Genomic DNA, 15,392 nt, shown 5'->3' with positions numbered 1-15,392 from the left:
TGGACTAACCTCTGACGATATCCGTGAATGTTACTCTAAATCAAATAGTTATATTAATATTATGGCAAATTTAGTTGATTTCGTAAATAGCGAATTCGTTACAAAAAAAGATTTACCTACTTTCGCAGCTGGTGATACAATCACTGTATACTACGAAATTAAGGAGGGTGAAAAAACAAGAACTCAGTTCTTTAAAGGAGTAGTAATCCAAAGAAGAGGTTCTGGTGCTACTGAAACTTTTACAATTCGTAAAATGTCTGGCGCTATAGGTGTAGAGCGTATCTTCCCTATCAACATGCCAGCTATTCAAAAAATTGAAGTTAACCAAAGAGGTAAAGTTCGTAGAGCACGTATTTTCTACTTCAGAGAACTTACTGGTAAAAAAGCAAAAATTAAAGAAAGAAGATATAAAAACTAATTCTTTCTTGAAAAAACCTAAAGCCCTAACATCTGTTGGGGCTTTTTTATTATCAAAAAAAATGTATCCTAAATAAGAATATGATAATTATATACGTTTCAATTATCAAATTCTAAATTCCACGCTTTAAGCAATTAACTACCTTTAAATTGTGACCAATAATTCTTATATTTGCGTGACTTAAAAAAAATTAAATTAATTAAACATATATTCAATGTCTAACAAATCTAAAATTATATACACAATTACTGATGAAGCGCCTATGTTGGCAACACATTCATTTTTACCTATAGTTCAAGCTTTTTCAAAGCCCGCAAATATTGATTTAGAAACTAGAGACATTTCGTTAGCAGGAAGAATCTTAGCAAATTTTCCAGAATTCTTGAGTGAAGACCAAAAAATTGGTGACGCATTAACAGAATTAGGAGCACTTGCAACTACTCCCGAAGCAAACATTATAAAATTACCTAATATTTCAGCATCAGTTCCTCAATTAAAAGAAGCAATTGCTGAATTACAATCTCAAGGTTTTAACATTCCTAATTTTCCTGAAGAATCAAATACTGAAGAACAAAAAACAATTAAAGCAAAATATGCTAAAGTATTAGGTTCTGCAGTAAATCCTGTTTTACGTGAAGGAAACTCAGACAGAAGAGCACCAAAAGCCGTAAAAAACTATGCGAAAGCGCATCCTCATTCTATGGGCGCTTGGTCTTCAGATTCTAAATCACATGTATCACATATGACTGATGGTGACTTTTATGGTACTGAGAAGTCAGTTTGTATAAAAGACGCTGGAAGTTTTACTATTGAATTTACTGATGCAAATGGAACAACTAGCGTCTTAAAAGACAATTCTCCTTTAAAAGCAGGAGAAATAATTGATAGTTCAGTAATGAACATGGATAAATTGAGGGCTTTTATAGCAACTCAAATTGAAGACGCTAAAGCAAAAGGTGTTTTATTCTCAGTGCATTTAAAAGCAACAATGATGAAGATCTCAGATCCGATTTTATTTAGTGCTTTTGTAGAAGTGTATTTCAAAGACGTTTTTGCAAAATATGCTGATTTATTTGAAGAATTAGGAGTTAACACTAAAAACGGTTTAGGTGATGTGTATGCAAAAATTGCAGATCATGCTAAACAAGCTGAAGTTGAAGCTGCTTTAAATGCTGCAATGGAAAACGGACCGTCACTAGCTATGGTAAATTCTGATAAAGGAATTACTAATCTTCATGTCCCTTCAGATGTTATCATTGATGCTTCAATGCCTGCAATGATTCGTAACTCAGGGCAAATGTGGAATGCTGCAGGAAACTCTCAAGATACAAAAGCTATTATTCCAGACAGATGTTATGCTGGTATTTATCAAGCTACAATTGATTTCTGTAAAGAAAATGGTGCTTTAGATCCAACAACAATGGGTAGTGTTCCTAATGTAGGTTTAATGGCTCAAAAAGCAGAAGAATACGGATCGCATGACAAAACATTCCAAATGGATGCTAATGGAACAGTTACAGTTAAAGATAATAATGGAACTGTTCTTATGGAACAAGTTGTTGAAACTGGAGATATTTTTAGAATGTGTCAAGTAAAAGACGCACCTATTCAAGACTGGGTGAAACTTGCGGTTAATAGAGCTAGAGCAACTGGTGTTCCAACCATTTTTTGGTTAGATGAAAACAGAGCTCATGATAGACAAATTATTGAAAAAGTAAATACCTATTTAAAAGATCACGTTACAAATGGTTTAGACATTCGTATTATGAACCCTGTTGACGCAACTAAATTCTCTTTAGAAAGAATCGTTAAAGGTTTAGATACTGTTTCTGTAACAGGAAACGTATTGCGTGATTATTTAACCGATTTATTTCCGATTTTAGAAGTTGGAACATCTGCAAAAATGCTATCTATTGTTCCTTTAATGAACGGTGGTGGATTATTTGAAACAGGTGCTGGTGGATCGGCTCCAAAACACATTGAGCAATTTATTGAGGAAGGATATTTGCGTTGGGATTCATTAGGTGAATTTTTAGCTTTAGGTGTTTCTTATGAACATTTAGGCAACACATTTAATAATCCAAAAGCATTGGTATTATCAGAAACGTTAGATGAAGCAACTGAATTGTTTTTACAAAATGACAAATCGCCAGCAAGAAGATTAGGAAGTATTGACAATAGAGGTTCTCATTTTTATTTAGCTTTATATTGGGCAAATGCTTTAGCAAACCAAAATAGAGATGCTGAATTAAAAGCAATCTTCACTCCTATTGCTAATGATTTAAATGCTAACGAATCTAAAATTAATGAAGAATTAATTGCCGCTCAAGGTAAGCCTCAAAAAATTGGTGGTTATTACCATCCAAACTTTGAATTAACCGATAAAGCAATGAGACCAAGTACTACTTTAAACTCAATTTTAGCAAAATTGAAATAAATCAATACTACTATATAAACAAAAAAGCTCTGAAATTCAGAGCTTTTTTTATTCAGATTCTTTTGTCTCTGTATCTTCATCCTTTTTAAGAACAATAATTTTTGCCTTTACTCCTGTTGTTAAATTCCATTCATTAGAAGTTACAATATTTCCTTTATCATCATAGACTCTAAAAGCAGCGGTATTTGGCCCTGAAGTCCCTTGATTTAACGCTTCAAACTCTACTTTATTAAACCCTTTAGAAAGATCAATATAATACTCTTTTGAAGCGGATTCCAATAAAATTTCTGGAATCACAACTTTGTCATTTACTAATATTCTAACCCTGTCACCATCAGGATACTCATGATCTCTACAAACAATTTTTAAGTATTTACTTTTTACATCAAATTGTCCTAAAAATTGATCGCTTCTAAAGCTATCATCTATGGGCTTGTCTGCAATTTTTTTATTTAACTTGTCTTTTATTTCGTCTCCCGGATTTTTAAAATCATTTTTCGGTTCAAGAATACTTTTTGTAGGTTGTTTTTTATTTAAAATGAAATACTTTTTTAAATAATTATCATTTTTATTATCAATAGAACTTTTAAAATCTATAGAAGGTAAATCATTCGAAAAATTATCAGGTATATCTGTAGTAGTTTTTGATTTTAATTCCAACCTTAAAGGCGTACTTTTTTTATCAAATTGAGCATATATACTCATTGAATAAATTAAAAAGAAAGAAATTAAAATTGATTTTTTCATTATATCATTTTTACAAACCTACACAAAAGGTATAACCCTTTAATTATATTAACCATACATTAACAAATGTAATGAGTTAAAATTAAAAAAAAATACCAACTTTGTATATCAAATACTATACCATGAACAAAACTATTAAATTAGTTTCTATAATTGCCGCGATTTTTTTTATAAATTTTTCATATTCTCAAGAAAAATTTACAATTAGTGGTTCTGTTTCTGATGCAAAAAATAACGAAACACTTTTAGGAGTTAGTGTATACATAAGAGATTTAAAGACTGGAACAAATACAAATGAATACGGTTTTTACTCTTTAACATTACCAAAAGGAACTTATACCATTACAATAAGTTATCTAGGATTTACAGAATTAACGGAAGAAATAAATCTTAATTCAGATATAAAAAAGAATTACAAACTAACTGAAGAAAGCCTACTACTAAATGAAGTAATAGTTACCGACAAACCAAACAAAATCAACATACAAAAAGCGGAACTTAGCACCAATAAACTAGCCATTTCAACCATTAAAAAAATGCCTGCTATTTTAGGCGAAATTGACATTATTAAATCCATACTAACGTTGCCAGGTGTTACTAACGCTGGAGAAGGTCAGTCAGGATTTAATGTTAGAGGTGGTGCAGCAGATCAAAATCTAATTTTATTAGATGAAGCAACCATCTATAATTCATCGCATTTATTTGGTTTCTTTTCTGTTTTTAATGCAGATGCAATTAAAGATTTGAAACTTTATAAAGGTGGAATTCCTGCTAAATATGGAGGAAGAGTTGCTTCTGTTTTAGACATCTATCAAAAAGAAGGGAATAGTAACGATTTTCATATGAATGGTGGAATTGGTTTAATTTCTTCAAGATTATTAGCTGAAGGACCAATTGTAAAAAACAAAGCCTCTTTTTTAGTAGCAGGAAGAAGTTCATATGCACACTTATTTCTAAAGCTCACTGACAACCAAAACTCAGCCTACTTTTATGATTTAAACACGAAACTAAGTTATATCATAAACGATAACAATAGTTTATATGTTTCAGGATATTTTGGTAGAGATGTTTTTAGTTTAAATAACAGTTTTGTTAATACGTATGGAAATAGTGTTTTAAATGTACGTTGGAATCATCTTTTTTCAAACAAATTGTTTTCAAATGCTTCATTAATTTATAGTGATTACTACTACGGATTAAAATTAGACTTCATAGGTTTTAACTGGGATAGCGGAATAAAAAACTATAACTTCAAATATGATTTTAAATATTATTTAAATGATAAAACGAAATTAAATTTTGGACTAAATTCAGTTTATTATGATTTTAATCCAGGAAAAATTGAACCTACTAATTCTTCATCAGGAATTAACCCAGACCAATTGGATAAAAAATATGCATTTGAACCAGCTGTTTATATTGATGTTGAACAAACTTTGAGTGAAAAAATTTCGGTTAATTACGGATTAAGATACAGTTCATTTTATCGTTTAGGACAACAAGAAATCAATAGCTATTTAAACAATGAAGCTGTAGTTTTCAATCCAGAATTACAAATTTATGAAAAGGCAACTCCAATTGGAACTGAATCATTTGGAAAAAATGAAACCATAGCCAGTTTTGGCAATTTTGAACCTCGTATTGCAGTTTCATATGCTATCAACGAATCTGAAGCCATTAAAGCAAGTTATAACAGAATGTCGCAATATCTTCATCTTATTTCGAATACGCAATCTCCTACTCCATTAGATGTTTGGACTCCAAGTGATGATTTTTTAAAACCTCAACTTTTAGATCAGTTTGCTGTTGGTTATTTTAGAAATTTTGAAAACGGAAAATATACGCTTGAAGTAGAATCTTTTTACAAGAAAATAAAAAACCGTTTAGATTATATTGATGGTGCAGATTTAATAGCTAACAATGCAATTGAGCAAGTCGTTTTAAGTGGAAATGCAAGAGCTTATGGTTTAGAAATTTTAGCCAAAAAGAATGAAGGAAGATTAAACGGTTGGGTTTCATATACGCTTTCTAGATCTGAGCAGCAAACTCCTGGGAGAAACGCAAATGAAACTGGAATCAATAATGGTGAGTGGTACAAAACAGGTTGGGATAAATTACACAACCTTTCTGTAACAGGAATGTATCAATTGAATGAAAAATGGAGTTTTGGTTCAATTTTTTCTTTGCAAAGTGGACAACCTGTTACCTATCCAAACGGTCAATATGTATACCAAGACATTTCAGTTCCTAATTATGGATTACGAAATGAAAACAGATTACCAACCTACCACAGATTAGATGTTTCTGCAACACTTGTTCCAGAAAAAAACAAAAACAGAAAATGGTATGGCGAATGGGTTTTTAGTGTTTATAATGTGTACAGCAGAAAAAATGCGGCTTCTATTAGTTTTAGACAAAACCAAGATTCAGGCAATAATGAAGCAGTAAGATTATCTATTTTTGGAATAGTTCCTAGTGTTACTTATAATTTTAAATTTTAAAATCATGACTAAGATTATAATAAAAACTACGTTAGTTATATTTACAATAATAATTTCATCATTTAGCTTAATCTCTTGTGAAGACGTTATTGATGTTGACCTAAATACTACTGCACCTAAACTGGTAATTGATGCATCTATAAAATGGCAAAAAGGAACAATCGGAAATGAACAAACTATTAAATTAAGCACTACAACAGGGTATTTTGAAAATATAATTCCTGTAGTTTCTGGAGCTATTGTGTTTATTACAGATAGTAATTCAATTCAATACGATTTTAACGAAGATATTGGAACAGGAAATTATATTTGCACTAATTTTAATCCGGTTTTAAATGAAACGTATGTTTTGACAGTGATTCATGATGGACAAACGTATTTGGCTACCGAAAATTTAATTCCTTCTCCAACAATAGATTCAGTAAATCAAAATGACGAAGGCGGCTTTACAGGTGAAGATATAGAAGTAAAGTTCTTTTTTCAAGATAACGGACTTCTAGATAATTTTTATCTTATTCAATTCAATACCTCATTTTTGAGTTTACCCGAATATGATGTTGTAGATGATGAATTTTTTCAAGGAAATCAAATGTTTGGTCTTTATTCTAATGAAGATTTAAAAGAAGCAGACGAATTAACTTTTACACTTCATGGCATTTCAGAACGCTATTATAATTATATGAATGTATTACTTGGTGTTGCAGGCAACAATGGAGGAAGTCCTTTTCAAACACCACCTGCAACCGTAAGAGGCAACATTATCAATCAAACTAATTTTAATAATTATGCACTTGGTTATTTTAGGTTGTCAGAAATTGATACGATGACTTATACAGTTCAATAATTATTTTTAAATTCGTAGAGAAAATTTACAAAAAACAAAAATGTCTTCACACCATATTGTTCGAGATGACCAAGAGCCTGCATTAATTATAGCTAATGGAGCTGCTTGTAACGAAGAGTTATTAGGACAACTGTTAGAATGGTCGCCACTTGTAATTGTTTTAGATTCAGCTATTGAACGTGTTTTAGAATTAGGCATAAAAGTAGATGTACTTTTAGGTGATTTCGACAGAGGTTTTGATGCTGATTATTACAAAGAAAGTCAATATCCAATTGAAATTATACACACCCCAAATCAAGATAAAACCGATTTAGAAAAAGCATTTGATTTCCTTATTGAAAAAGGACATAAAGCTGCAAACGTTATTTGGGCAACTGGTAAACGTGCCGACCATACTATAACAAACATTACAAATATTGTACGTTATAGAGAAAACTTAAAAATTGTATTATTCGACGACCATTCAAAAATATTTTTGCTCCCCAATAAATTTGAAAAATGGTATCCTAAAAACAGTGTCATTTCTTTAATTCCAATAGGAGAAGTAAAAGAAGTTACTTCTGAAAATTTATATTATCCATTAAAAGGTGACAACTTAACAATTGGTTACAAAACAAGTAGCAGTAATCATGTAGCAGAAGACGGTATAGTTATAATTCAACATGCTAAAGGTGACTTATTATTAATGGAATGTTGGGATTAACTTCGTAACTTTGCAACTTTAAACTCTGCAACACAACTAAATGAAATTCCAAGTCGTATCTGAATACCAACCAACCGGAGACCAACCTCAAGCAATTGAAAAGTTAGCAAAAGGAATTGTCGATGGTGACCAATTTCAAACCTTATTAGGGGTTACGGGTTCGGGTAAGACATTTACAGTAGCTAACGTGATTCAGGAAGTGCAAAAACCAACATTAGTTTTAGCACATAATAAAACACTTGCTGCTCAATTATATTCAGAATTTAAACAATTTTTTCCAAATAACGCGGTTGAATATTTCGTTTCTTACTACGATTATTACCAGCCAGAAGCTTTTATTCCGGTTACCGGAACGTATATTGAAAAAGATTTATCCATCAATGAAGAATTGGAAAAAATGCGTTTAAGCACTACTTCTTCACTTCTTTCTGGTCGTAGAGATATTTTGGTGGTGGCTTCTGTTTCTTGTTTATACGGAATTGGAAATCCGGTTGAATTTCAAAAAAACGTAGTTACTGTTGAAAAAGACCAACAAATTTCGCGTACTCAATTATTACATCGTTTGGTTCAAAGTTTATACGCAAGAACCGAAGCCGAATTTACTCCGGGAACCTTTAGAATTAAAGGCGACACCGTGGAAATTTTCCCAAGCTATGCTGATGATCCTTTTAGAGTACATTTTTTTGGAGATGAAATTGAAGAAATTGAATCTTTTGATGCACGAGATGCAAAAGTGATTGAGAAATACGAAAAACTGAATATTTATCCTGCAAACATGTTTGTTACTTCGCCCGATGTCTTACAAAATGCTATTTGGCAAATTCAACAAGACATGGTGAAACAAGTTGAATATTTCAGAGAAATTGGAAAACATTTAGAAGCAAAACGATTAGAAGAACGAACCAATTTCGACCTAGAAATGATTCGCGAATTAGGTTATTGTTCTGGAATTGAAAATTACTCGCGTTACCTTGACGGAAGAGAACCTGGAACTAGACCTTTCTGTTTATTGGATTATTTTCCAGATGATTTTTTAATGGTGGTCGATGAAAGTCACGTTACGATTTCGCAAGTGCATGCTATGTACGGTGGTGACAGAAGTCGTAAAGAAAATTTAGTTGAATACGGTTTTAGATTACCCGCTGCAATGGATAATCGTCCTTTGAAATTTGAAGAATTTGAGAGTTTACAAAACCAAGTTATTTATGTTTCAGCAACTCCAGCAGATTATGAATTGGAAAAAAGCGAAGGAATTTATGTAGAACAAGTCATTCGTCCAACAGGATTATTAGATCCAATTATTGAAATTCGTCCAAGTGAAAATCAAATAGACGATTTAATTGAAGAAATTCAACAACGATGTGAAAAAGACGAACGTACTTTGGTTACAACCTTAACCAAGCGTATGGCGGAAGAATTGACTAAATACTTGACCAAAGTGGCTATTCGTTGTCGTTACATTCATTCTGATGTGGATACTCTGGAGCGCGTGGAAATCATGCAAGATTTGCGAAAAGGTATTTTTGATGTTTTAATTGGTGTCAATTTACTTCGTGAAGGTTTAGATTTACCCGAAGTATCACTAGTTGCTATTTTAGATGCGGATAAAGAAGGTTTCCTTCGAAGTCATCGTTCGTTGACACAAACGGTTGGTCGTGCGGCACGAAACGTAAACGGAAAAGCCATTATGTATGCGGATAAGATTACCAAAAGCATGCAAAAAACAATCGATGAAACTACATATCGTAGGGAAAAACAAATGGCTTACAATACCAAACACGGATTAGAACCAAAAGCTTTGAATAAAAGTTTAGGAAACGCTTTAAGCGGAAATTCGGTTTCTACTCAATATTACGATAATTTAGAATACAAAGCTGCTGAACCTGAAAGCGAATATTTGACCAAACCCGAAATTGAAAAGAAAATTCGCGAGAAAAGAAAAGCAATGGAAAAAGCGGCCAAAGAATTGGATTTTATGCAAGCCGCAAAATTTAGAGATGAAATAAAAGCATTACAAGAAAAAATATAAACTATGAAAAATATAAACGAAATACTTACCCTTACTGACGAAATTGAAATTATTGAAGCTGTTGGAACTATTATTTGGGACAAAAAACAAGAAACGGAAGAACTATCTGAAGGAGAAACTAATTTTATACTGATTGATATTTTTGAAGGCGCAATAAACGAAGGCGGATTTCTTCATTTTTTTAATAATGAAGTAGGCGATTATGCCAGAGAAGTATTAGAAGCATATAAGAAAATTGGCGCTCCAAAAACCGCAAACATTATTGCAAAAGCAATTGGTTTATTCGGAATTAATAATTTCCATGATGAATTAGAAAAGAGAAAAAATGCCATTGCAAAACTAGACGAAAATGCACTTTCGGGTTGGGAAGATTTAGAAGAAATTTTCTTTAACGACGAACAAGAAGAAGATGTGGTAACGCTAATTGTGGAATATATTAGGAATAATAAAGAGCAGTTTTCATAACATAAATTTTACCACAGATTGCAAGTAATAAAAAAACTGTGGTAAAGTTTATAATTATTTTTTTAGCTTTTTTTCTTCTTGACGTTCTTTCTCTATTCTAATTTCCCTTTCTTTTTCTTCTGATTTATAGTTTTTATACATAAAAAAGGAAAAAATTAAAATTAAAAAGCTCAATGCTATATAACCTGTTCCGTTAATTCTATTGGAAACAATTCCACTTGATTTAGTGAATAACGTTCCAAAACTTGAACTTGAGTTTATTTTAAAAAAAATACCTATTAATAAAATAAATAGTCCAATATAAAACGAAAGCTTAAAAAGTATCTTGTTAATCAATTTTCTTTCAATTATATTATTTACTTCAAACTCTGATTTAAAATCCATTTCTTCGTTGGTTCTATCCAAACGTTTAAAGGTTTGTATATGAAACCGTGACCTAAATTTGTCTTTAATTCAATTTGTTCAAATTTAGTAGTAAAATTATCTTTGGCTTTCCAATAATCATAATTTTTTCCAGCAATTTCATCAGATGAATCATAAATACATAAAACTTGTCCGTGAAATTTCCAATCGTTGTTCATTTCTTGGTAATCGTTATTTCCGGCAAGGAAAACATAATTAATTTCATTTGGATTTAAACTAGAAATGTTACAAGCAATAATAGCACCTTTTGAAGCTCCAATTACTATTATATTTTTTGCTTCAATACCGCTTTCTAAGAGTTCATCAATTTGTTTGGAAACTTTTTCAGCATAAAGCTTATAATCTACATTACTGTTTCTAATTTCAGCGTGAACAATTCCATTATCAACTTTTAAAGCAGTAATAATACTATCTAATTCGTATTTACCAAATTGTTCACTAACAGCATTTTTACCTTGTTGTTCTATGATTCTTCCGTGAAGATAAAAAATGTGCTTTGTAGGCAATTGAGCGTTGCAACTACTGAAAGTAATTGCAACTAAAAAGAATATGAAAAGTTTTAATTTCATTCGACTAATTATGCTGTTCACTAAAAAAAGAAAGCAAAGTATCACCATCAACCATTCTGTTTGGAGAATCTTCCATCAATTTTAAAACACGTTTCATGGCAAAAGGATTCAACCCCATATTAATACCTATTTCATTGATTTTAATTTGCTCACGGTCGTGCAAAACACCATCGGAATGCATTAATAAAGCCAAACGGTAAAACTGACAAATTCTATGAAATTCGTCTTTAATCACTACTTTTTCAACTCTTTTATCAAATAACTTTTGAAGTGTTTCTTTATCTACTTCAAGTTCATGAGCCACCATTTCAATAAAATCATATTCACGGTCGTGCAATTCTCCATCTACTAATGCAAAACCAATCATTTCTTGTAATAAGCCAATTTTTTCCTGATAAGTGTCCATATAAATGTTATTCTTTTTTGTAAAAATAATAAATCTGAATTTAATTGAATATCTTTGAACCATATTTATTAGACAAATGACAAATAACGATATTTTTAAGAAATTAAGAGTTGCATTACAACTTCGTGACGACCAAATTGTAGAAATTTTAGAACTGGTAGATTTTAGAGTTTCTAAAGGAGAATTGGGTAATATTTTCAGAAAAGAAGACCATAAAGACTATATGGAATGTGGCGACCAATTGTTACGTAATTTCTTAAACGGTTTGGTTATTCACTTAAGAGGAACAAAGGAAAATCCTAAAAATCCAAAAGACGTCATTAAAAGTCATAAACCTAAAGACGCTAAACCTGAATTTAAGGCCAAAAAACCTGAATTCAAGTCGGATAAAAAAGCACCAACTTCTGGAGATAAAAAACCGTTTGAAAAGAAGAAAAACTTTAAAAATGCACCTAAGAAAATTCAGGTAGTTGAAAAAGTGAAGTTTAAAAATGGTAAACCAAATCAAAAAGATTAGCTAAAAATTAAAACTCATAGTAACATAGCTCTGTTTTACTAAAAAAGTGAAACGTCTTTATTAAAAAGTAAAATCCTATGTGTCTATGTGGTTAAAAAACAAACGAAACGGATAATAAAACTAAATTCCCTATTTTTGATAAAATTTAAATAAATGCAATTTAAACATCCAGAAATTTTATACTTCCTTTTTCTGTTGGTGATTCCAATTTTAGTGCATTTATTTCAATTCCGTCGTTTTAAAAAAGAGTTCTTTACCAATGTAAAGCTGCTTAAAGAAATTCAAATCCAAACCCGAAAAAGTAAAAGCATTAAAAAATGGCTTTTATTAGCTACACGTTTATTGTTGTTAGCCGCTTTAATAATTGCATTTGCACAACCTTTTTTCAATGCAAAAGATGCTGTAAATAAAGAAAATGAATTGGTCATTTTATTAGACAATTCATTTTCTATGCAAGCTAAAGGAGCAAAAGGCGAACTTTTAAAACGAAGTATTCAAGAACTTTTAGAAAGCTTTCCAGAAAATCAGACCTTTTCGTTACTTACAAATTCGGAAGTATTTTGGGATACCGATATAAAATCGATACAAAAAGAATTACAAAATTTAGACTACGCTCCTACTTCATTTGAATTAGATGCTTTAATCAATCAAATAGAATTAAAGAAACCCAACAGCTCTAAAGATTACATGATTATTTCAGATGGAATTTCAGTTACTTCTGAAAAAATCAACACCATTTCCGAAAATAATGAAATTTATTGGTTGCAACCAAAGGCAGAAAAGTCAGTCAATATAAGTATTGAAAATGCAACAATTACTGAAGTTTCCGATGCTTTTTATACTTTAGAAGTTGTATTGAAAGCTTTTGGAACTGTTGAAAATGAAATTCCACTTACTTTATATAATAACGATAAAGCAATTGCCAAAACACAAGTCACGTTTGAGAAAAGCGAACAAAAAATAAAATTGTCTATTCCTAAAAAGGAAATGGCCGGAAGAATTGTAATTCAAGACAACAGTTTGCAATTTGACAACGTATTTTTCTTTACCATTCAATCGCACGAAAAAACAAATGTTGCTATTATTGGCGAGGTTTCTAAAAATAAATTCCTACATCGCATTTACACAAATGAAGATTTTGTAACGTATGAAACTACTTTAGAACAGTTGGATTTTAATCGTTTAGAAAATCAACAAACCATCGTTCTAAATGAAGTAAAAGAAATTTCACAAGCTTTACAAACCAACTTGGTTTCGTTTTATGAAAAAGGCGGAAACGTAATTGTGATTCCTTCTACTGAAAGTAATTTAGAAAGCTTGAATGGTTTATCGAAGAAAATTGGAAACGTAACTTTTTCAAATCCTTCAAAAACAGAAAAGCAAATTACGAAGATTAGTTTCAATCATCCAGTATATAAAAATGTGTTTGAAAAGAATGTTACTAATTTTCAATATCCAAAGGTAAATTCAAACTTCATAGTTTCTAAAAATAGTTCACCTATATTACAATTTGAAGATGCTGAAATTTTCATAAGTTCGGTAACTAATAAATTAGGAACCGTGTACTTTTTTGCTTCAGCTATAAATAAAACCAATAGTAATTTCCAAAATTCGCCTTTAATTGTTCCAACGTTTTTTAATATGGCAATGGGTAACGATACCAAAGATAAGTTGGCTTTTACCATAAGTGAAAATGAAACTAAAATTATTGATGCTGATTTGAAAAAAGATGAAGTGGTTTCTGTTTCCAATGAAAGCAACAGTTTTATTCCAATGCAACAAATTTTAAGTAATAAAGTAAAGTTGACTTTTGGAGATTATCCTGAACAAGCAGGAAATTATAATGTAAAACAAAAGGATAAATTAATTACTTCGTTGAGTTTTAATTTTCCAAGAAATGAAAGCGATGTAACTTTGCAAAGCACACTAAATAATGATAATTTTGCCAAAATAAATTCGGTGGATGAAGTTTTGAATGATTTACACACAAAACGAACAGATACGGTTTTATGGAAATGGTTTATTATAACAACACTACTACTTTTATTGATTGAACTACTCATCCAAAAATTTGTAAAATGACAAATATTGTTTTAAAAAACGCCACAATTATTGATCCAAAAAGCGCTTTTCATAAGCAAATCCTTGATATTAAAATTCAAGATGGAAAAATCATTGAAATAGGAAATAACCTAGCTTCTGATGCAAATTTCATTGAAATTGTGGAAGACAATTTACATGTTTCTCAAGGTTGGATGGACAGCTCGGTTTCTTTTGGAGAACCAGGTTTTGAAGACAGAGAAACAATTGCAAACGGATTAAAAGTAGCGGCAAAAAGTGGATTTACAGCTGTTGCGTTACAACCAAATAGTTTTCCTGTAATTGACAACCAATCGCAAATACGATTTGTATTAGATAAAGCAAAAAATCAAGCGACTACTTTGTATCCAATTGGAGCTTTAACAAACGGTAGCGAAGGAAATGATTTAGCGGAATTATTTGACATGAAAAACGCAGGTGCCATTGCTTTTGGAGATTATAACAAAGCGATTCAAAATGCCAACATCCAAAAAATAGCCTTGCAATATGTACAAGATTTTAACGGATTGGTTATCAGTTTTTGTCAAGATAACAATATTAAAGGAAAAGGAATTGTACATGAAGGTCCGATTTCTACAAGACTAGGTTTAAAAGGAATTCCAACATTAGCCGAAGAGTTACACATTGCTAGAAACTTGTTTCTTTTAGAATATACAGGAGGAAAAATGCACATTCCTACCATTTCAACTATAAAATCGATTGAATTAATCAAGGAAGCTAAAGCTAAAGGATTACAGGTTACCTGTAGTGTTGCCGTACATCAATTGGTCTTAACAGATGATCAATTAGAAGGTTTTGACTCTCGTTATAAAGTGAATCCGCCTTTACGAGATGAAGTAACAAGAAAAGCCTTGATCAATGCTGTAATCGATGGAACAATAGATTGCATAACATCTGACCATAATCCGTTAGACATTGAACATAAAAAATTAGAATTTGATTTAGCAAAAGATGGAACAATTGGGCTTGAAAGTGCTTTTGGAGCTTTGCAAACGGTTCTTCCGCTAGAAGTTGTAATTGAAAAATTGACTTCAGTAAAATCTATTTTTGGAATAGAGGAAAACACAATAGAAGTCGGTTCAACAGCTAATTTAAGTTTGTTCAATGCAAATAGCAATTGGACTTTCACTAAAGAAAACATATTGTCAAAATCTAAAAACTCAGCTTTTTTAGGTCAAACTATGAAAGGAAAAGCATTAGGAATTTACAATAACAATACTTTAATTTTATAAG

Annotated in this window: 14 protein-coding genes; 10 read left to right on the top strand and 4 right to left on the bottom strand. The window is 31.0% G+C overall.

Annotation, left to right across the window (positions count from 1 at the left end):
- The first annotated feature begins 61 nt into the window (after positions 1-61).
- Positions 62-418, top strand: coding sequence for a 50S ribosomal protein L19 (gene rplS / locus ACQ65T_RS07700; protein WP_430400503.1), 357 nt, complete (start codon positions 62-64; stop codon positions 416-418).
- A gap of 214 nt (positions 419-632) precedes the next feature.
- Positions 633-2,855 (top strand): NADP-dependent isocitrate dehydrogenase, encoded by a 2,223-nt coding sequence (locus ACQ65T_RS07695; protein ID WP_430400502.1) that lies wholly within the window; start codon positions 633-635, stop codon positions 2,853-2,855.
- Between the two features lie 48 nt (positions 2,856-2,903).
- Here the strand turns inward: ACQ65T_RS07695 and ACQ65T_RS07690 are convergent, their stop codons facing one another.
- Positions 2,904-3,602 carry a hypothetical protein gene (locus ACQ65T_RS07690; protein ID WP_430400501.1) on the bottom strand — a complete coding sequence of 233 codons (699 nt, stop codon included), beginning with the start codon at positions 3,600-3,602 and terminating at the stop codon, positions 2,904-2,906.
- 122 nt (positions 3,603-3,724) lie between these two features.
- Between ACQ65T_RS07690 and ACQ65T_RS07685 the strand changes: the two genes are divergently transcribed.
- Genes ACQ65T_RS07685 through ACQ65T_RS07665 form a run of 5 tightly spaced genes read left to right on the top strand, consistent with a single transcriptional unit; the run spans position 3,725 to position 10,144 of the window.
- Positions 3,725-6,103, top strand: coding sequence for a TonB-dependent receptor (locus ACQ65T_RS07685; RefSeq protein ID WP_430400500.1), 2,379 nt, complete (start codon positions 3,725-3,727; stop codon positions 6,101-6,103).
- 4 nt (positions 6,104-6,107) lie between these two features.
- A complete protein-coding gene (locus ACQ65T_RS07680; RefSeq protein ID WP_430400499.1) occupies positions 6,108-6,947 on the top strand; it encodes a DUF4249 domain-containing protein in 840 nt (279 codons plus the stop codon).
- A 40-nt stretch (positions 6,948-6,987) separates the two neighbouring features.
- Positions 6,988-7,650: a thiamine diphosphokinase gene (locus ACQ65T_RS07675; protein WP_430400498.1), complete on the top strand. Its 663-nt coding sequence runs from the start codon at positions 6,988-6,990 to the stop codon at positions 7,648-7,650.
- A gap of 40 nt (positions 7,651-7,690) precedes the next feature.
- A complete protein-coding gene (gene uvrB, locus ACQ65T_RS07670; protein WP_430400497.1) occupies positions 7,691-9,679 on the top strand; it encodes an excinuclease ABC subunit UvrB in 1,989 nt (662 codons plus the stop codon).
- A 3-nt stretch (positions 9,680-9,682) separates the two neighbouring features.
- Positions 9,683-10,144 (top strand): DMP19 family protein, encoded by a 462-nt coding sequence (locus ACQ65T_RS07665; protein ID WP_430400496.1) that lies wholly within the window; start codon positions 9,683-9,685, stop codon positions 10,142-10,144.
- Between the two features lie 54 nt (positions 10,145-10,198).
- Here the strand turns inward: ACQ65T_RS07665 and ACQ65T_RS07660 are convergent, their stop codons facing one another.
- From ACQ65T_RS07660 to ACQ65T_RS07650, 3 genes are read right to left on the bottom strand one after another with little or no spacing between them, the layout of a single operon-like run.
- Positions 10,199-10,528 carry a hypothetical protein gene (locus ACQ65T_RS07660; protein ID WP_430400495.1) on the bottom strand — a complete coding sequence of 110 codons (330 nt, stop codon included), beginning with the start codon at positions 10,526-10,528 and terminating at the stop codon, positions 10,199-10,201.
- Positions 10,501-11,136 carry an alpha/beta hydrolase gene (locus ACQ65T_RS07655; protein WP_430400494.1) on the bottom strand — a complete coding sequence of 212 codons (636 nt, stop codon included), beginning with the start codon at positions 11,134-11,136 and terminating at the stop codon, positions 10,501-10,503. Before ACQ65T_RS07655 ends, ACQ65T_RS07660 begins: the two co-directional genes overlap by 28 nt.
- A 4-nt stretch (positions 11,137-11,140) precedes the next feature.
- Positions 11,141-11,605 (bottom strand): TerB family tellurite resistance protein, encoded by a 465-nt coding sequence (locus ACQ65T_RS07650; protein WP_430400493.1) that lies wholly within the window; start codon positions 11,603-11,605, stop codon positions 11,141-11,143.
- Between the two features lie 13 nt (positions 11,606-11,618).
- Between ACQ65T_RS07650 and ACQ65T_RS07645 the strand changes: the two genes are divergently transcribed.
- The 3 genes from ACQ65T_RS07645 (at position 11,619) to ACQ65T_RS07635 (ending at position 15,391) form a co-directional block, all read left to right on the top strand.
- The gene (locus ACQ65T_RS07645; RefSeq protein ID WP_430400492.1) at positions 11,619-12,059 is read left to right on the top strand and encodes a DUF1456 family protein; all 441 of its coding nucleotides are present in this window, start codon (positions 11,619-11,621) and stop codon (positions 12,057-12,059) included.
- A 153-nt stretch (positions 12,060-12,212) separates the two neighbouring features.
- Positions 12,213-14,141 (top strand): vWA domain-containing protein, encoded by a 1,929-nt coding sequence (locus ACQ65T_RS07640; protein WP_430400491.1) that lies wholly within the window; start codon positions 12,213-12,215, stop codon positions 14,139-14,141.
- Entirely contained in the window at positions 14,138-15,391 is a 1,254-nt protein-coding gene (locus tag ACQ65T_RS07635; protein WP_430400490.1) for a dihydroorotase, read from the top strand. Before ACQ65T_RS07640 ends, ACQ65T_RS07635 begins: the two co-directional genes overlap by 4 nt.
- The last annotated feature ends 1 nt before the right edge of the window (position 15,392 follow it).

Origin of the sequence: Flavobacterium sp. (assembly GCF_965284515.1) — a bacterium.
In the GTDB taxonomy this organism is placed as follows: Bacteria; Bacteroidota; Bacteroidia; order Flavobacteriales; family Flavobacteriaceae; genus Flavobacterium.
The sequence above is the reverse complement of the archived record's forward strand: the minus strand, read 5'-3'. Positions and strand labels throughout refer to the sequence as shown.